The organism is Sandaracinobacter sp. T42, from assembly GCF_059115405.1.
This window is the reverse complement of the sequence record NZ_CM181101.1, coordinates 684,606-701,824: the sequence shown is the minus strand read 5'-3', so window position 1 is coordinate 701,824 and position 17,219 is coordinate 684,606. Positions and strand designations below refer to the sequence as shown.

Annotated in this window: 17 protein-coding genes; 7 read left to right on the top strand and 10 right to left on the bottom strand. The window is 65.1% G+C overall.

Annotated elements, in window-relative coordinates; translation table 11 throughout:
- The first annotated feature begins 2 nt into the window (after window positions 1–2).
- Both ACW9TV_RS03335 and ACW9TV_RS03330 read left to right on the top strand, forming a co-directional pair.
- On the top strand, window positions 3–905 hold the full coding sequence (locus ACW9TV_RS03335) for a DUF3011 domain-containing protein (RefSeq protein WP_494304439.1): 903 nt from the start codon (window positions 3–5) through the stop codon (window positions 903–905).
- A 155-nt stretch (window positions 906–1,060) separates the two neighbouring features.
- A complete protein-coding gene (locus ACW9TV_RS03330; RefSeq protein WP_494304438.1) occupies window positions 1,061–2,461 on the top strand; it encodes a M20/M25/M40 family metallo-hydrolase in 1,401 nt (466 codons plus the stop codon).
- A gap of 34 nt (window positions 2,462–2,495) precedes the next feature.
- Here ACW9TV_RS03330 and ACW9TV_RS03325 read toward each other — a convergent pair whose 3' ends face one another.
- Entirely contained in the window at window positions 2,496–3,125 is a 630-nt protein-coding gene (locus ACW9TV_RS03325) for a TetR/AcrR family transcriptional regulator (protein ID WP_494304437.1), read from the bottom strand.
- Window positions 3,126–3,156: 31 nt separating this feature from the next.
- Window positions 3,157–4,743 carry a M28 family metallopeptidase gene (locus ACW9TV_RS03320; RefSeq protein ID WP_494304436.1) on the bottom strand — a complete coding sequence of 529 codons (1,587 nt, stop codon included), beginning with the start codon at window positions 4,741–4,743 and terminating at the stop codon, window positions 3,157–3,159.
- Between the two features lie 88 nt (window positions 4,744–4,831).
- Here ACW9TV_RS03320 and ACW9TV_RS03315 point away from each other — a divergent pair, with 88 nt between their 5' ends.
- From ACW9TV_RS03315 to ACW9TV_RS03300, 4 genes are all read left to right on the top strand, one after another.
- Window positions 4,832–6,202 (top strand): M24 family metallopeptidase, encoded by a 1,371-nt coding sequence (locus tag ACW9TV_RS03315; RefSeq protein ID WP_494304435.1) that lies wholly within the window; start codon window positions 4,832–4,834, stop codon window positions 6,200–6,202.
- Window positions 6,199–7,278 (top strand): NADH:flavin oxidoreductase, encoded by a 1,080-nt coding sequence (locus tag ACW9TV_RS03310; protein WP_494304434.1) that lies wholly within the window; start codon window positions 6,199–6,201, stop codon window positions 7,276–7,278. The genes ACW9TV_RS03315 and ACW9TV_RS03310 overlap by 4 nt, the downstream gene beginning before the upstream one ends.
- Before the next feature lie 226 nt (window positions 7,279–7,504).
- Window positions 7,505–8,749, top strand: a complete 1,245-nt coding sequence (locus tag ACW9TV_RS03305) for a dipeptidase (protein ID WP_494304433.1) — start codon at window positions 7,505–7,507, stop codon at window positions 8,747–8,749.
- Window positions 8,750–8,826: 77 nt separating this feature from the next.
- The gene (locus tag ACW9TV_RS03300) at window positions 8,827–9,564 is read left to right on the top strand and encodes a class I SAM-dependent methyltransferase (RefSeq protein ID WP_494304432.1); all 738 of its coding nucleotides are present in this window, start codon (window positions 8,827–8,829) and stop codon (window positions 9,562–9,564) included.
- Between the two features lie 27 nt (window positions 9,565–9,591).
- Here ACW9TV_RS03300 and ACW9TV_RS03295 read toward each other — a convergent pair whose 3' ends face one another.
- From ACW9TV_RS03295 to ACW9TV_RS03260, 8 genes are all read right to left on the bottom strand, one after another.
- Window positions 9,592–10,302 carry a ParB/RepB/Spo0J family partition protein gene (locus ACW9TV_RS03295; RefSeq protein ID WP_494304431.1) on the bottom strand — a complete coding sequence of 237 codons (711 nt, stop codon included), beginning with the start codon at window positions 10,300–10,302 and terminating at the stop codon, window positions 9,592–9,594.
- A gap of 196 nt (window positions 10,303–10,498) precedes the next feature.
- Window positions 10,499–11,266 (bottom strand): ParA family protein, encoded by a 768-nt coding sequence (locus tag ACW9TV_RS03290; RefSeq protein WP_494304430.1) that lies wholly within the window; start codon window positions 11,264–11,266, stop codon window positions 10,499–10,501.
- Entirely contained in the window at window positions 11,266–11,826 is a 561-nt protein-coding gene (gene rsmG / locus ACW9TV_RS03285) for a 16S rRNA (guanine(527)-N(7))-methyltransferase RsmG (RefSeq protein WP_494304429.1), read from the bottom strand. The genes ACW9TV_RS03290 and rsmG overlap by 1 nt, the downstream gene beginning before the upstream one ends.
- Window positions 11,827–11,943: 117 nt before the next feature.
- Complete coding sequence (gene mnmG / locus ACW9TV_RS03280; protein WP_494304428.1) at window positions 11,944–13,767, bottom strand: tRNA uridine-5-carboxymethylaminomethyl(34) synthesis enzyme MnmG; 1,824 nt, start codon at window positions 13,765–13,767, stop codon at window positions 11,944–11,946.
- 137 nt (window positions 13,768–13,904) lie between these two features.
- Window positions 13,905–15,128 (bottom strand): tRNA uridine-5-carboxymethylaminomethyl(34) synthesis GTPase MnmE, encoded by a 1,224-nt coding sequence (mnmE, locus tag ACW9TV_RS03275; protein WP_494305025.1) that lies wholly within the window; start codon window positions 15,126–15,128, stop codon window positions 13,905–13,907.
- A 63-nt stretch (window positions 15,129–15,191) separates the two neighbouring features.
- Window positions 15,192–15,455 carry a DUF6489 family protein gene (locus tag ACW9TV_RS03270; RefSeq protein ID WP_494304427.1) on the bottom strand — a complete coding sequence of 88 codons (264 nt, stop codon included), beginning with the start codon at window positions 15,453–15,455 and terminating at the stop codon, window positions 15,192–15,194.
- Window positions 15,456–15,471: 16 nt separating this feature from the next.
- Window positions 15,472–15,963 (bottom strand): DUF2721 domain-containing protein, encoded by a 492-nt coding sequence (locus tag ACW9TV_RS03265; RefSeq protein ID WP_494304426.1) that lies wholly within the window; start codon window positions 15,961–15,963, stop codon window positions 15,472–15,474.
- A 61-nt stretch (window positions 15,964–16,024) separates the two neighbouring features.
- The gene (locus ACW9TV_RS03260) at window positions 16,025–16,342 is read right to left on the bottom strand and encodes a TraR/DksA family transcriptional regulator (RefSeq protein WP_494304425.1); all 318 of its coding nucleotides are present in this window, start codon (window positions 16,340–16,342) and stop codon (window positions 16,025–16,027) included.
- 283 nt (window positions 16,343–16,625) lie between these two features.
- Here ACW9TV_RS03260 and ACW9TV_RS03255 point away from each other — a divergent pair, with 283 nt between their 5' ends.
- Window positions 16,626–16,952, top strand: coding sequence for a UrcA family protein (locus tag ACW9TV_RS03255; protein WP_494304424.1), 327 nt, complete (start codon window positions 16,626–16,628; stop codon window positions 16,950–16,952).
- The last annotated feature ends 267 nt before the right edge of the window (window positions 16,953–17,219 follow it).

Here is a 17,219-nt window from a genome sequence, read left to right as displayed (position 1 = left end):
TCTTGACCAATCTCCACTCAGCGCGCGCCTTCGTCCGGGCTTCTGCACCGGCCGTGATCCTGCTGGCCGCCCAGGCCGCCCAGGCCCAGATCGCGCAGACCCTTCCTGCCCGTCCCTCTGTTCCCACCCGTCCCTCGCAGCCCGCGCAGCCGCTGCCCGCGCCTGTTCCACCATCCGGCCCCGGCCACAGCTGGGATCAGTCGCACAACCTGCCGCAATATTTCGCCGGCACCACGCGCTGCGAAAGCCAGAACCACCGCACCCGCACCTGCCGGGCCCGCACCCAGAACCGGGTGGAAATCGTGCAGGTGCATGGCGGATCCTGCCAGCGCAACCGAAGCTTCTCTTATGATTCAAACGGGATAACCGTTTCAGATGGCTGCCGGGCGACCTTTGCCTATGGCTATGGCAATGTCCGTCCCCGGGCGGATAGCGGCCCCAATGCCCTGCCATGGCTGCTTGCCGGCGCAGGCGCGACGGCGGGCATCGTTGCGATCGCCAACAGCGGCAACGACAGCAAGCCCCAGCAAGAGGCCCGGCCCGCGCCAGCCCCGGAACCGGTTCCCGCGCCCGCCCCGGCGCCCGCGCCCCAGCCCGAACCGCAACTGCCCCAGCCGCCCTTCCCGGCGCTTCCGCCTGCCGCGATCGAGGCGAACATCCAGATGCTCACCCCGGATCAGCAGCGCAGCATGCAGCCCTGCCTGTTCGAAGCCGCGCGGCAGACGGGCGTCAGCGGCGGCACCCATGTCCGCCTCGATTCCGTGGACGAGATCGTGGCCGGAAACGGCGGCTGGCGCTTCCGCTTCCGCGCCACCGGCACCTGGCCCAACGGCCAGCGCCAGTACAACGCCTTCTGCCGCGCGACGCCGACCCAGATCGTCGAATTCACCGTCACCCGGTCCTGATCGCACTGACAGGCGGCGCACAGGTCCGCGCACCCGCGATCAGCAGTTTCAAGCGCCTCTCCCCTTCCCCAAAACAGAGGGGGGAGGCAAAATCTTCCGGAATGGCTCGCCCGGCCTATTGCCTGCCGCGTCGGGGCGGCGCACGATGCCGGGCGATGATCAGGATCCGCCACGCCGCAGCCGTCCTCCTTGCTGCAACCACCGCCCTTCCCGCCCTCGCGGCAGACGCCACGGAACCCGCCTTCCGCGCGCTCTACAAGGAACTGGTCGAAACCAACACCGTCGTGAACAGCGGCAGCTGCACGAAGGCCGCGGCCCAGGTCGCCGCCCGCATGAAGGCGGCCGGTTTCACCGATGATCAGCTGGTGCAGTTCGCCGTTCCCGAACATCCGGAAGACGGCGGCCTTGTCGCCATCCTTCCCGGAACAGACAAGCGCAAGAAGCCCATGCTCCTCCTCGCCCACATCGACGTGGTGGAGGCGAAGCGGGAAGACTGGCAGCAGGATCCCTTCACCCTGGTCGAAAGCGACGGCTTCTTCACCGCGCGCGGCGTGGCAGACGACAAGGCGATGGCCGCGATCTTTGCGGACAGCCTCATCCGCCTGAAGCAGTCCGGCACGAAGCTGCGGCGCACAGTGAAGCTGGCGCTGACCTGCGGGGAAGAAACCTCGGGCGCCTTCAACGGCGCCGAGTGGCTCGCGAACAACCGCCGGGAACTGATCGACGCCGAATTCGCCCTGAACGAAGGCGGCGGCGGCCGGACAAACCCGGATGGCACCCCCGAAATGCTGGCGCTGCAGGTCGGTGAGAAACATTATCAGGATTACGAGGTCACCGCGACGAACCCCGGCGGCCACAGCAGCCGCCCGGTGCCGGATAACGCCATCTACGAACTGGCGGCCGCCCTCAAGGCCGTGGAAGCGCACCGGTTCCCCGTCCGCCTGAACGAGACGACCCGCGCCTTCTTCGCCGCTGTCGCGCCCACCCGCCCTGGCGAGGTCGGCGATGCGATGGCCGCGATCGCCAGGAACGGCGAAGACTCTGCCGCTTCCACGATCCTCTCGAAGGATCCAACGCTCAACGCCATGCTGCGCACCACCTGCGTCGCCACCCAGGTCGCCGCCGGCCATGCCCAGAACGCGCTGCCGCAACGCGCCGTCGCCAATGTGAACTGCCGCATCATCCCCGGCGAAACCGTTGAAACCACGCTCTCGGCGCTGCAGGCGGCCATCGGCAACCCGGCCGTCAAGGTCGTTCCCAAGGCGACCCGCAACAAGATCGCAATCCAGCCGCCGATGACGCCCGCCATCGTCAACCCGGCGAAGGCGCTGGCAAAGGTCCATTTTCCCGGCGTGCCGATCTTCCCCACCATGGTTGTCGGGGCGACGGACGGCCCCTTCCTCTCCGCGGTCGGAATCCCCGTCTATGGCGTGCCCGGTATCCTCTACGAAGCCGATGGCGGCGGGGTTCACGGCCTGAACGAGCGTATCCGTGTCTCGTCCATCCTGAACGGGCGCGCCTACCTCCACGATCTCGTCATCGCCTACGCGAAGTAACGCTCCAGGCGCGGGGCCGCCGCAGCCCCGCGCCTCAGCCTTTTGGCGCTTCAGCCCCGATCCGCCCCACGCGATAGGCGGACCGCACCAGCGAACGCAGCGCCAGCCGCACCCGGATCCAGCTGCGGTCCTCGTTCAGCGGAATTCCCGCGAATTCGCCGCGCACGCCTGCGGCCAGCACCAGCTGCTGGATCGCGCCCAGCAGCAGCGCGTTGATGGCGGGGCCGTCCACACCCAGCGGCGGCTGCAGCGTCGGTTGCGCCGAAAGCTGTTCGTTCAGCCCCGCCAGCCGCGCCGCCGCCAGCCTGTCGACCAGCGGGGACCGCTCCACCAGTTCCCAGGCCGCGATCTTCTGCGCCAGCGGATCACGGCGCAGGGCCTCCAGATAAGTCAGCAGCACATGCTCGGTGAACTCAAGATAGCTTGTCGCAGGCGGCGGGGAACTCTCGTGCCCGCGCCCGGCCAGTCGGCGGCCGATCGCCTCGGCCAGCCCGTCCAGCCCGCCGAAGTAGCGATAGATCAGCTGCTTGTCGCAGCCCGCCGCCCGCGCGATCGCATTCACCCCAAAGGCGGTAAACCCGCCTTCGGCCAGCTGCCGCTCGGCCGCCGCCAGGATGGCTGCCTCGGTCCGCGCCCGGTCGCGCGTCTGCCCGTCCTCCGTCATGCCTTCACTCTGGCACGTATCCCTGCAGAAGTCACCTGCCAGAGACAGGCGCCCCCGCATCGGCGGTCTTCGCAAAGCGCTTGAAGAAGCTCTCTTCGTTCCAGGTCGGCCGTTCCGGCAGGTTCGCAACCGTGGTGATCAGGTTCACCAGATATTTGTTGAACGCCACCGCATAAGCCGGCTCGATCGGCTGGGAAAGATCGTCGGACGGCGCATGATAGCGGTTCGTCAGCCAGTCCTTCTGGATGGCCTGCTGCTCCGGCGTGCTGGCCGCGAACTTCAGCGCCAGCGCCGGAACCCCGGTGCGCACGAAGCTGTACTGGTCGCTGCGCACGAACAGGTTCCGCTCCGGCGCTTCGTCGGGCACCTGCGACAGGCCCATGTCCCGCGCCACGCGGGCGGAAACCAGCCCAAGGGCGGATTCCTCCGCGCCAAGGGCCGTCACATGGGTGAAGGGCCACAGCGGCAAATACATGTCCATGTTGATGTTGGCGACGATCCCGTCCGCCGGAACAGTGGGCCGGTTCGCATAATAGCGGCTGCCCAGAAGGCCCCGCTCCTCCCCCGTCACCGCCACCAGCAGCACGGACCGCTTCGGCTTCTTGCGCGCCACATCGCGCGCACTCTCGATCATCGATGCGATGCCGGATGCGTTGTCCATCGCCCCGTTGTAGATGCTGTCGCCGTTCACCGGCTTGTCCACGCCCACATGGTCCAGGTGGGCCGAAAGCAGCACATATTCGTCCTTCAGCTTCCGGTTCCTGCCCGGCAACAGCCCCACCACATTGGGCGAGGTGAACGCACGCTCGCGCGCCACGATCTCGCCCGACAGCCGCTGGTTCAGGGCAAAGCGCGGCAGCGCCTCGCCGGCATCCGCCAGCTTCACCATGTCGGCAAAGCTGTGCCCGGATTTCGCGAACAGCAGTTCGGCCTCCGCCGGCGAAAAGGTTGCCGTGAAGAAGGGCTGCTTCGCATCGTTCAGCGCCGGATCGGCCAGCCGCATGCCGGGGGTGGATGCGAACAGCTTCTGCCGCGCCCAGGGAACGTCCATCTGGTTCGGATTGGCGATGTTGATCAGCCCGATCGCGCCTGCGCGGCTCATCGCCGGCCACAGTTCCGCACTGCGCGCATGGCTTTTCAGCGCACCCGACAGCCGCTTCGGCCCGCTCGCCAGAACGACGGCGATCTTCCCCTTCAGGTCGATCCCGGCGAAATCGTCATGGCCGGATTCCGGCAGGTGCAGGCCGGATCCGATGAACACCAGCTCCGCGTCGAACGGCCCCTTCATCTGCTGCACGCGCGTCCCCGGCAGCACCTGTTCCCCCAGCACCAGCGGCTGCCCGCCCAGCGCCAGCCGAGAGGCGCCAAGATCCAGCGACTGTTCCGTCAGCGCCACCGGCTGCAGATAGCCATCCGTCCCGGCCGGCTTCAGCCCCAGCTTGCGGAATTCCTGGGCCACATAGGCCGCCGCCCGGTCATAGCCGGCCGTTCCCGTCAGCCGTCCTTCCATATTGTCGTCCGCCAGCACCTTCACATGGTGCATCCAGCGGTCGCCTGCCGCATCGGCAAGCGCAGGGGTGGCACACAGCAGGGCAGACACAAGCAGCAGGTGGCGCATCAATCTCTCCTTCTTCTTGCCCCGGATGCCTCACCCTCCCAAAGCACGCAAGCTTGACCGGCCGCAGCCTGCGCGCCACGTTCGATCAATGCGCAACCTGATCCTCGCGGCCCTGCTCGCCGCCACTCCGCTCGCCGCCCAGTCCAGCCCTCAACCCGCCCGGCAACCCGAACCCTGGCCCCTCAGCCAGACGGAGCAGACCGATCCGGCGGTTCCGCCTGTCCTGCCCCTGCGCGAACGCGCCCGCATCGAGGATCGCTGGCTGGCCGAACGGCTTGATACGATCGCCCTTCCGATCATGCGCGAAGCCGGCGTGGACATGTGGATTCTCGTCGCCCGGGAATATGTCGATGATCCCGTCCTCAAGACGATGCTCGACGGAGAGAGCTTCACCGCCCGTCGGCGCACTATCCTGATCCTTTCGGATCCGGGGCCCGGAAAGCCGCTCGAACGCCTCACCGTCAGCCGCTACGGCCTCGGTGGCCTGTTCGAACCGGCCTGGAATCCGGAAAAGCAGCCCGATCAATGGGCGCGTCTCGCAGAACTTGTGGCGGAACGTGATCCGAAACGGATCGCCATCAACGTCGGCACCGAAACCGCCTTCGCCGACGGCCTCACCGCCGGCCAGTATCAGGAACTGCGCGCAGCCCTTCCGGCAGCCTATGCGGATCGCCTCGTTCCGGCTGGCCCTCTGGCCGTGAACTGGCTCGAAACCCGCACCGCAAGCGAAATGGCGCTCTATCCCATGATCGTCCGGACGGCCCACGCCATCATGGCCGAAGGCCTGTCGAACAAGGCCATCCGGCCGGGCGCCACCAGCGTGGCCGATCTCGAATGGTGGCTGCGCGAACGGATCGCGGAACTGGGTCTGGAAACCTGGTTCCACCCCGGCATCGCCATCTTCCGTCAGGGGGAAGCAAAGGAACTGTCGGGTGATACCGTCTTCCAGCCGGGCGATCTCGTCTGGCTCGATTTCGGCATCACCTATCTCGGCCTCAACACGGATACCCAGCACATCGCCTACATCCTGAAGCCCGGCGAAACCGATGCCCCGGCGGGCCTGAAGGCCGGCCTTGCCGCCGCCAACAAGGTTCAGGATGCCGTCACCTCCAGCTTCCGCACCGGCCTCACCGGCAATGAAATCCTGCTCGAAGCCCGCCGCAAGGCGCTGGCGCAGGGGCTTGAGCCGACCATCTATTCCCACCCCATCGGAACCCATGGCCATGCGGCGGGCGCTGCAATCGGCTTCTGGGACGATCAGTCTCCGTCACCGCGCGGTGACCACAAGTTGCGGCCGAACACCGCCTGGTCGATCGAACTCAGCAATCACCATGCCGTTCCGGAATGGGGCGGCCAGAAGATCCCCTTCCGCACAGAGGAGGATGCTTTCTTCGACGGTAAGACGGTGCGCTACATCGATGGCCGTCAGACCCGCATCAAGCTGATCGCCCCCCAATGACGGCCCGTCTGTCGGATCCGCTTCCGCTGCGTCGTGGCGCGCCGCTCGCCAACCGCTTCATGCTCGCCCCGCTCACCAACCAGCAGAGCCATGCAGACGGCACCCTCTCCGACGAGGAGTTCCACTGGCTCACCATGCGCAGCCAGGGCGGCTTCGCGCTCACCATGACGTGCGCGGCGCATGTGCAGAAGGGCGGACAGGCCTTCGAAGGCCAGCTCGGCATCTGGTCGGATGCGCATCTGCCGGGCCTTGCCCGGCTCGCCGCCGCCATCCGCGCCAACGGCTCCCTTTCCGCAGTGCAGCTTCATCACGGCGGCCGCCGAACAGAGCCCGCCCTCTGCGGAGAGCCGCGAAGGGCGCCGTTCGACGACGCGGAAACCGGGGCAACAGCGCTCACCACGTCGGAAGTGCAAAGTCTTCGGGACGATTTCATCGCAGCAGCAGTCCGTGCTGAACGGGCCGGGTTCGATGGTGTCGAACTGCACGGCGCGCATGGCTACATGCTCTGCAGCTTCCTCGACGCCGAAAACAACCACCGCACCGACAGCTATGGCGGCAGCTTCGACAACCGCTGCCGCATCCTGTTCGAACTGATCGATGGCATCCGCGCAAGCACCGGGCCGGATTTCCAGCTCGGGATGCGGATCAGTCCGGAACGCTTCGGCATCCCGCTGGCGGAAGCGCGCGAGCTTGCCCGTCGCCTCCTTGCAACGGGGCAGCTGGACTATCTCGACCTCTCCCTGTGGGACGTCTTCAAGGAACCCGCGGGGGAAGGATATGCCGGAACCCGACTCATCGATCATTTCGTCGATCTGCCTCGTCACGCAACCGCACTCGGCGTTGCGGGCAAGATCACCACGGCCGTCACGGCGCAGGCCTGTCTGGATTCCGGCGCGGATTTCGTCCTGATCGGGCGCGGCGCGATCCTGCACCATGATTTCCCCCGCCTCGCCATTGCGGATCCGGCCTTCACCGCTCGTCCGCTGCCTGTCCGCTCCACCACGCTCGCCGCTGAAGGTCTCTCGGCGAAGTTCATCCGCTACATGGGCAACTGGCAAGGCTTCGTCGCAGACTGATCTGCGCAAGTCACCAGTCGGTGATCCAGTCCGGACAGCCTGCGCCACCAGCTCCACATGCGTCGCGGGAATGCGCCGGGTTGCGGCCTTCCGGCACGAATTCCGCTTTGTCTGGCGCAGCTTGCAGTCGCGATTCCGCACATCACGCGAATCCGGCCGCTTCACACAAGGTCTCAGCCGCTGCGTCCGGCTTGACCTCGACCGGCCGCCGCCTCATCACTTGTCCATGCGCAAGATCCTCCTCGCCGGAACCGCCCTTCTCGCCGCCGCCTGCGCCCAGGCCCAGCCCGCAGCCCCCTCGGCTTCTCCCGAAGCCAGGGTCGAGGCCCTGCTGAAATCAGCCCCGGTTGCGGATGGCCACAACGACTGGCCCTATGCCCTTCGCGGCGCGCATGGTGTCGAAGGGGCAGGGCGGGCCGATCTTGAAAATCCCGTCACCGTCGTTTCCACCAGCGCCTTCGCCACCGGCGGGAAGACTGTGGGGCACACTTCCATTCCATGGATCCGCCAAGGTCATCTCGGCATCCAGCTCTGGTCTGTCTACGTCCCGGCCAGCCTCGCGCCGGCCGAAGCCGTGAAGCAGACATTCGAACAGATCGGAATCGCCAAAGGCTTCGCGGAACGCCGCCCGGATATATTCGCCAATGTGCTCACGGCGGATGAAGCCGTGAGGGCCGTGAAGGGCGGCCGCCTCGCCGGCTTCGTCGCGATCGAGGGTGCGAACCAGATCGACGATGACATCGAAACCCTTCGAAAGGCCCATGCGGCCGGCGTCCGCTCGCTCACGCTCACCCACAGCCGCAGCACCCGGCTGTTCGACAGCGCCACCGATGCGCCGCGCCACAACGGAATCGCCCCCGAAGCACCGGCCTTCATCGCCGAGATGAACAGGCTTGGCGTGCTGGTGGATCTCTCCCACGTCTCCCCCGATGTGATGCGCCAGGTGATCGATATCACCCGGGCGCCCGTCATCTTTTCGCACAGTTCGGCAAAGGCGATCACCAATCACCCGCGCAACGTGCCGGATGATGTCCTGAAGCGGCTGCCCGCAAATGGCGGGATCGTGATGGTCACCTTCGTTCCAGCCTTCATCTATCAGGCCCGGGCAGACTGGCAGGTTCGCCGGGATGCCGCGCGGCAGGCCGCCGGCGCTGATGCCGAAGCCGCGATGAAGGCGTGGGATGCGGCCAATCCCCGGCCGGTTTCCACCCTTTCGATGGTTGCCGATCACATCGATCATGTCGCCAGGGTGGCCGGACATGATCATGTCGGGATCGGCGGCGATTTCGATGGGGTCCCGGATCTGCCAGTCGGGCTCGGGAATGTCTCCACCTATCCGGCGCTCTTCGCAGAGCTGGCCCGTCGCGGCTGGTCGGATGCAAATCTGAAGAAGCTCGCCAATGGCAATTTCCTGCGCGTTCTGCGCGCGAACGAGGCTGTGGCAGCGAAGCTTTCGAAGCAGAAGGGCTGATCAAGCCCGCTTCTGCGTACTGCATCCGTCGAAAAGCGGCTTGACCTTCGGGCGCGGCGGCCCAACCTGCCGTTTCGATGTGGCGCCTCCTTCCAATCCTCCTGCTCGCCGGCTGCGATGCGGTTCCCTCGGCAGAGGCCGCTGTCCGGTCCACACCTGCCGTGGATGCGCGGCAACAGCAAAAGGCGCCGCTGGGGCCTTTGTTCCCGGCTCCGGATCGGCCTGTGGCCGACATCGCCTCTGCAAGCTGGTCCGATGAAACCACGCGCGACAACGTGGGGGAGGCGGCTGACATCGTCCGACGCCTGGGCATCCGTCCGGGTCTGCATGTCGCGGATATCGGGGCGGGATCTGGCTATTATGCGGTGCGCCTGTCGCCCGTGGTCGGTCCGGAAGGCCGGATCTATGCGAACGACATCATCCCGGATTATCTCGCCCGGCTGAAACGCCGCGCGGCGCAGGCCGGCCTGTCAAACATCGAATTCGTGCTGGGTGATCAGGGGAATGCGAACCTCCCGCAGCAGAGTGTTGATCTCGCGCTGATGGTTCACATGTATCACGAGATTGCCGATCCGTTCGCTCTTCTGTGGCACCTTCAGGACGATCTGAAGCCCGGCGGCCGCGTGGCGATCATCGATTCCGACAGGCCCACCTCGCGGCACGGTACGCCGCCGTCACTTCTGCGCTGCGAACTCGCGGCGGTCGGTTACCGGCAGATCGGCTTCAGCCGGCTGGACAATGGCAGCTATCTGGCCGTGTTCCAGCCCGCCTTCCGGCCAGATCCGGCAGCCATCCGCCCCTGCAAGGCGGATTGATCGGCCCCCGCAATCCGCCGAAGATGCTCAGCCCTGCAGGCGGGCGATGATCGAATCCAGCTGATCCAGATCGGAAAAGCGCAGGGTCACGGTGCCCCGCTTCCCGCGCGCCTCGATCGCAACCTGAAGACCAAGCGCTTCCGAAAGCTGGGACTCCAGGGCATCCAGCTCGGGATCGCGCCGGGCAGGGCTGCCCGATTTCGACGCGGTGATCCCCTGGCTCCTGCGCGCGGCTTCCTCAGCCTGGCGGACAGTCAGGCCCTGCGCCGCAATCTCCTTCGCCAGCGCACTCGGATCCTTCGCCTGCATCACCGCCTTGGCATGGCCCAGCGAAAGCAGCCCCATCTTCACCAGTGTCTGCACGTCTTCCGGCAGGTCCAGCAGGCGCAGCAGATTGGCCACATGGCTCCGCGCCTTTCCGGTAACAGATGCAACCATCTCCTGCGTATGCCCGAAATCGGATATAAGTCTTTGATAACCCTGTGCTTCTTCAATCGGATTCAGGTCTGTCCGCTGGACATTCTCGATAATGGCGGCCTCGAACCCGTCGATATCGCTGAAGCTGCGGATCACCACCGGAATTTCATGCAAGCCAGCCATCTGGGTCGCCCGCCAGCGCCGTTCACCCGCCACGATCTCATAGCGGTTCTCGCCGACAGGGCGGACAAGAATGGGCTGCAGCACGCCCTTGATCCGGATGGAATCGGCCAGTTCGCTCAGCGCGACCTCATCGAACATCCGCCGCGGCTGATTTGGATTCGGACTGATGGAGGCAATCGGCAACAGGCTCGCGGCCTTGCCCTCCGATGCCGGCGCCGGCGGGGCAGAGCCCATTTCCTCCAGAAGTGCCGAAAGTCCGCGACCCAGTCCTGCACGGCGTGCCGTCATGAAACCACCTTCCATGATATCCCCCTGACCCCCAGTCTGCATTGCCTCAGGCCGCCTTGGCGGCCGAACCGATCATTTCCCGCGCCAGCGCCATATAGGCTTCCGACCCCGGGCAACGAATATCGTACAGAAGCGCCGGCATCCCATGGCTCGGGGCTTCCGACAATCGGACGTTGCGCGGGATCATCGTATCATACACGCGGGCCCCAAGCGCCGCGCGGACATCCGCTGCAACCAGGTCCGACAACCGGTTCCGCCGATCATGCATCGTAAGCACAACGCCTTCGATGTCGAGTCTGGGATTCTGACGGGCCCGAACCTGTTCAACCGTCTTCAGAAGCTGCGACAGCCCCTCCATCGCATAGAATTCCGTCTGAAGCGGGATCATCACGCCATCCGCCGCGACAAGCGCATTCAGCGTCAGAAGTGAAAGGGAAGGGGGGCAGTCGATGAACAGCCAGTCGCAGGCTGGAAGTTGCTGGATCGCCGCCTTGAGACGGCCGGCCGCATTGGGCTGCCCTGTCAGTTCGATTTCGGCCGCTGCCAGCGAATCCACGGCCGGCACGATCTTCAGGTCGGGCACCAGCGTATCCTGCGCTGCGTCAGTCGCCAGTTCCGGCTGGAACAGCAAGTCGTAGCTGGAAGGCGATCTGCGGTCGCGGGGGATGCCGAAGCCGGTGGAGGCATTCCCCTGCGGATCGAAATCAAGAAGAATCACCCTGTGCCCGCTGGCCGCCAATGCGGTCGCGAGGTTGATGGCAGTCGTCGTCTTGCCGACCCCGCCCTTCTGGTTTGCGACGGCTATGGTTCGCATCAGCGCCTCTTTACATTCTGTGCCACGAGAACCCGGGCCTCCGGGTCTGTCAGGCTTGCGTGTGTTTCCAGATCGAAGACGAATTGTTCTGCGGCGGCGTCAACCTCTTCCGCCCATCGACGCCCCTTCAGGAAGACGAACTGCCCCCCAGGCCGGACATGACGAATTGCCCAATCGAACAGGGTGGTCAGCGGCGCCGCCGCGCGGGCTGTTGCGACATCGACGCCCAGGGTTGGCAATTGTTCGACACGGGCGTTGATCACCGTGGCGGCGCTCTGAAGCCCCAGTTCCTCTCGGACGCTTTCAAGAAAGCGACACTTTTTGGCGATGGAGTCGACAAGGGTGATTCTGCCCCAGTCCATTGCGGCCAGAACCATACCCGGGAATCCCCCGCCAGCACCCATGTCTAGCCAGGATCTTCCCTTGGGAATTAGCCGGACCAGCTGCGCACTGTCGGCGAAATGGCGACCCCAGACGTCTGTCAGTGTCGCCGGGCCCACCAGATTCATCCGCGCCTGCCATTCACGCAGCAGCAATTCATAGCGGTCGAGCCGGGCCATTGTTCCACGTGGAACATTGAACTCAGTTTCGAAAGCCCCGCGGTCCATAATGTTCCACGTGGAACAATTGCCGGATTGAGGAAAGGCCTTTCTCCCGGCCATCCACAGATTTCAGCTTCAGGCGGCTGCCAGTTGCTGCTTCCGGATCCAGGCAAGCAGGGCGGTGATCGCGGCAGGCGAGACACCGCGAACGCGTGATGCCTGACCGAGCGTTTCAGGCTCTGCCCGCTGCAGACGTTCCGCCATCTCGTTGGACAATCCGGGGATCTCACGGAAAATTGTTCCACGTGGAACAATTACCGCTTCATCCTGGCGAACCCGGGCGACTTCCTGTGCCTGGCGCTCCAGATAGACGGCGTAGGATGCATCGGTCAGGACCGTTTCGATCGTGGCCTCTGAGGCCTCGAGCTGTGGCGCGGCTCGGCTGATGGCCGCCCAGTCCACGCCGGGAAACCGGGCCCATTCCCACAATGTCCGGGCGAGGCCGTCACTCTTCAGCTCAGGGAAGGCGGAGGCCGGCACCCGGACCTCCTGCATCTGCCGTGTCAACTGATGAACCTCGGCTTCGCGCGCCCGATAGGCCTCCAGTCGCATGGCGCTCGCGCAACCAAGCTTCGCGGCAATCGGGGTAAGGCGGAGGTCGCTGTTGTCCGCGCGAAGCTTCAGCCGATACTCCGCACGGGAGGTGAACATGCGATAGGGCTCAGACACGCCGTGGGTGACGAGATCATCCACCATCACGCCAATGTAGCTTGTTGCACGATCGGGCGTCCACGAACGGCCCGCCGCGTTCAGGCCGGCGACCAGGCCTTGGGCAGCAGCTTCTTCATAGCCTGTCGTGCCGTTCACCTGACCAGCCAGCCAGAGGCCGGGGAGGGCCTGAAGCTGAAGTGTCGAATCGAGCGCGCGTGGATCGATATGATCATATTCCACGGCATAGCCGGGCTGGACAATGCGACACTGCTCCAGACCGGGTATCGATCGGACGATATCTGCCTGAACTTCGGCTGGCAGGCTGGTGGAGATCCCATTGGGATAGATCAGTGGGTCATCCAGCCCTTCCGGTTCCAGAAAGATCTGGTGGCCGTCCCGGTCGCCGAAGCGCATCACCTTGTCTTCGACGGACGGGCAGTAACGCGGCCCCACGCCCTCGATCCGGCCGGCATACATCGGCGAGCGGTGAATATTTGCCCGAATGATGTCGTGCGTCTGCTGCGTGGTTCGGGTGATGTGGCAATCGACCTGCGGCGTGCTGGTCCCACTGGTAAGAGCCGAGAAGAAGGCGGGCGTGTCGTCACCCGGCTGGCGTTCCAGATTCGCCCAGTCGATTGTTCTGCCATCAAGACGGGGCGGCGTGCCGGTTTTCAGGCGACCCATTGGCAGGCCCAGCGCCCGAAGTCGGGCGGCAAGCCTTGTGGCCCCTGCTTCGCCAGTGCGCCCGCCTTCAATTTGCTTTTCCCCGATATGCAGGACGCCGCCAAGGAATGTTCCGGTTGTTAGAACGATTGCGCCGGCGCTTATACGGCCAACTGTCGTTTCCACACCGCAGCAACGTCCATCTCGCACGATGAGATCGGTGGCTTCCGCCTCGACAATATGGACCCCGCTTTCTGCCACCAGTTTTCGGATGGCTGCGGCATATAGCTTGCGGTCTGCCTGGGCGCGGGGACCTTGAACGGCTGCCCCACGACTGCGATTCAGCAAACGGAACTGAATGCCGGCCACGTCTGCAGCCCGACCCATGATGCCGTCCATTGCATCGACTTCGCGAACAAGATGCCCCTTGCCCAACCCGCCGATTGCCGGGTTGCAACTCATCTGACCGATATTGTCTGCGCGGAAGGTTATGAGCGCCACGCGTGCGCCGGTTCGCGCTGCCGCGCAGGCCGCTTCGCAGCCGGCATGGCCGCCGCCAATCACGATGACATCATAGGGGATCACGGCTTCGCCATAGCCGATTGTTCTACGTGGAACAATTGTCCTGAGCGGGTGGGGTCCCTCTTGGGGTCGAAATGTTCCACGTGGAACAATTTGGGTGCGGGCAATTGTTCCACGTGGAACAATCCGGAGCGGACGCCCTATTTTCCGATGCAGAAGCGGGCGAAAATTGCCCCCAGAACGACCTCTGGGTCGATGCGGCCGGAGAGGCGGCCGAGGGCGTGAGCGGCGGTTCTGAGATCCTCTGCGACCAGGACGGGGTCCTGTTGGGTGAGTGCCGAACGGACGGCGGTGAGTGCTTCTTCGATCAGATGCCTTTGCCGGGACGTAGTGATGGCCGGGGGTTCGCCTGACGGAATTTGGCTGGCCGCCCATTGCGCCAGCCAGGCTTCGAGCTGCGGAAGTCCGGCGCCTGTGCGGGCGGAGATATGAAGGCGGCCGTCGTGGAGGCCGGGGGTGTGCCCGCTTTCATCGATCCGGTTCACGACATTGCCGCCGGGGCCGAGATCAAGGACCAGGTCCGCGGTGGCGGCGCGGGCGCGGGCGCGGGCGATGCCTTCGGCTTCGATCGGATCATCCGTGTCGCGCAGGCCGGCTGTATCCAACAGGATGGCCGGGCGGCCATCCAGATCCAGATGCACCTCGATCACATCGCGCGTCGTGCCGGCATGGGGGGTGACGATCGCAACATTCCGACGAGCCAAAGCATTGATCAGGCTTGATTTTCCGGCATTTGGCGGGCCAGTGACGGCAATTGTGAGGCCGTGACGGACACGTTCCGCGACGGTAGCTGACCCGAGTGCCGTTTCCATGCCGGACGCAAGTGCGGCAAGCGGGCCCGACCGGAGCCGTTCGGCATATTCGACGGCGGCTTCGACATCGCCTTCATCGGAAAAGTCGAGCTGGGCTTCGATGCCGGCCATGACGGCGACCAACTGGTCGCGCCAGCCTTCCGCGAGATCCCTGAGCCGCCCGCCCGCCTGTGCAAGGGCCTGATCGCGCTGAAGTGCGGTTTCTGACACGATCAGGTCCGACAGCGCCTCGACCTGGGTGAGGTCTAGGCGGCCGGACTGGAAGGCGCGACGGGTGAATTCGCCGGCTTCGGCCGGCCGGGCGCCGAGCGATGAGAGGGCGGCCTGGACGCCCGCGACAACCGCCGGGCTGCCGTGGCAGTGGAGTTCCGCTGAATCTTCGCCGGTGAAGCTGTTGGGCCCGGGGAAGATCAGGACCAGCGCCTGATCCAGCGGAGCATGATCGGACGGGCGATAAAGCGTGCGCAGCCGCGCCTCCCGCGAGGGGGGCAGGCGACGCGAGCCGGTGAGGCGGCGGACGATGTCGAACACGCCCGCGCCGCTGAGGCGGATGACGGCGACGCCGGCGGGCGGTGGGCCCGAGGACAGCGCGAAGATCGGGGTGGACAGGGCGCTTCAGTCCTTCTTTTCGGGCTTTGCGGCTGGTGGGGTCATCGCGGTCATCATCATCTTGCCCCAGGCTTCGATGCCTTCGTTCATGCCGGGGACGCCGCTGGTCCAGGTTTTCATCAGCTTCTGCCAGTCTTCCGGGGCAGGGCCATCGATGGTGAAGGCCTTCATGCGTTCGACCCAGGCTTCGTGCAGGGGAGTGAGATCCGGCAGGCCAAGGAAGGCGCGGGCTTCGGCCGGGGTGGCTTCGATTTCGACTTCGAATTTCATCTGGCTTTCCCTTTGGTCAGGCCCGGAAGCTGATGTCTCCGGGTGGGCGGGGGGCGTGGCGGATCAGTTCCGCGCGGACACGGACGGTGCGGATCGAGATGCGCACTTCCAGTGAAAAGGCGAACAGGGAGGCCATCAGCAGGATGAGCGCGAGAATGAAGAGAATGGGCACCAGCTGATCGGGGTGCAACGGGCTGACGGCGGAGATGAAGAGGACGGTGATCAGCGAGCAGATGGTGAGCGCGGAGGCGACCGCCAGGCCGACGGCGCGATTGGCGAGCAGCATGCGGCGATCGAGGACGGCAAGTTCATTGGTGATGAGGGTGCGTTCCTGATCGTTGACGGGTTCCACCGATTCCAGCTTGCGGGCGCGATCGATCACACGGCCCAGACGGGTGGTGATTGCCGACAGGAAGGACCCGATCGCGGTGAGCAGGAACACCGGTGCGATCGCAAGCTGGATCGTCTGCGAGAGCACCGGGATATTCGGATCGTTCAGCGGAAACATCGCGCCATGGCTGGGGTTTCGCCGCGTCCAAGTCAAGGATGGATGCCGCCCCTCGTGGACTTCAGGGCGCGCAGTTGATGCACAAGGTGGCAGTGGGCAGCGCCTTCAGCCGGGCAGGGGCGATTTCCGCGCCGCAACTGGCGCAGGTGCCATAGGTGCCGTCGGCGATGCGTTGCAGGGCGGCGCGGATTTCGCGGGCCTCTTCAAGCCGGACCTGTTCAAGGCCTTCCGAGGTCTCGAGATCCTCGATCTGGTTGGCCTGTTCGGACCAGTCGGCATCGAGGGGCTGGGCGCTTTCCGTTTCGAGCCGTTCCACTTCGGCGCCGAGTTCCTTCAACCGGGCCTGAAGGCGGGTGCGGAGTTCATCTGTGTTTGTCATGCCTGCTTCCTTGTTGCCGGATGATCGTGGTCGATGAGGGTTGGCCCGTCGTTGATCCCCGTCAAGTCCACCTGGCAGTTGGCACGGGCCTGAGCGACCATGTGAAATTTCCGAATTATTGGCATCATGTGCCGCAAATTTGCGATATATTCATCTTGCAGAAAGATCGGTTCGTCGATGGATTAGCTCAACTCATTGAAATATAGATATATAAATAGCGGAGCCGCACTTGGCACGCGGGATGCATTGCTTCTGGCATCACACATTCAACAGGAGCTGTAAGATGACGACGACGATGACCAACCCGATCTCGAGCCTGGTTCTGGCGCTGGTGGCTTCGGCCACGATGCTGGGCTTCGCGGCGGCCCCGGCCGAAGCCGCGAGCGTGCAGGTGGAGGTTTCGAAGTATCAACTGGGCACCCCGGCCGGCCGCAAGGCTGCGGAAGCGCGGGTGGCGGCCGTGGCCGACGCGGTCTGCGCCAAGGGCGGTGTCGACTGGCGGAACCTGGGTGAGGCGAGCGCCCACAAGCGTTGCGTTTCGGATGCGGTGGCGAACGCCCGCATCCAGATTTCGGCCCTTTCGACGCGGACCCAGCTGGCTTCGCGGTAACAGAGCTTCTCGAGTTCGCCGGGGTATCCCCCCTCTCTCAACCCCGGCGAAGCACAGAAGGACGGCCCGGCGGACCCCCTCTCCGCCGGGCCGTCTGATGTTTTCGGGCCACAGAGGCCGGCGGTTTCCACCCGCCTCGCATGGCTTTGCGACGAAGCGTTGGCGGATGCGTTGACAGCTGACAGCCTGATTGACACTTTTCGAGTGATAAGAAGAGCGGGGATAGCCCGACTGTCGCTGGATTGTGTTGTTGTGTTGCGTAGGGTC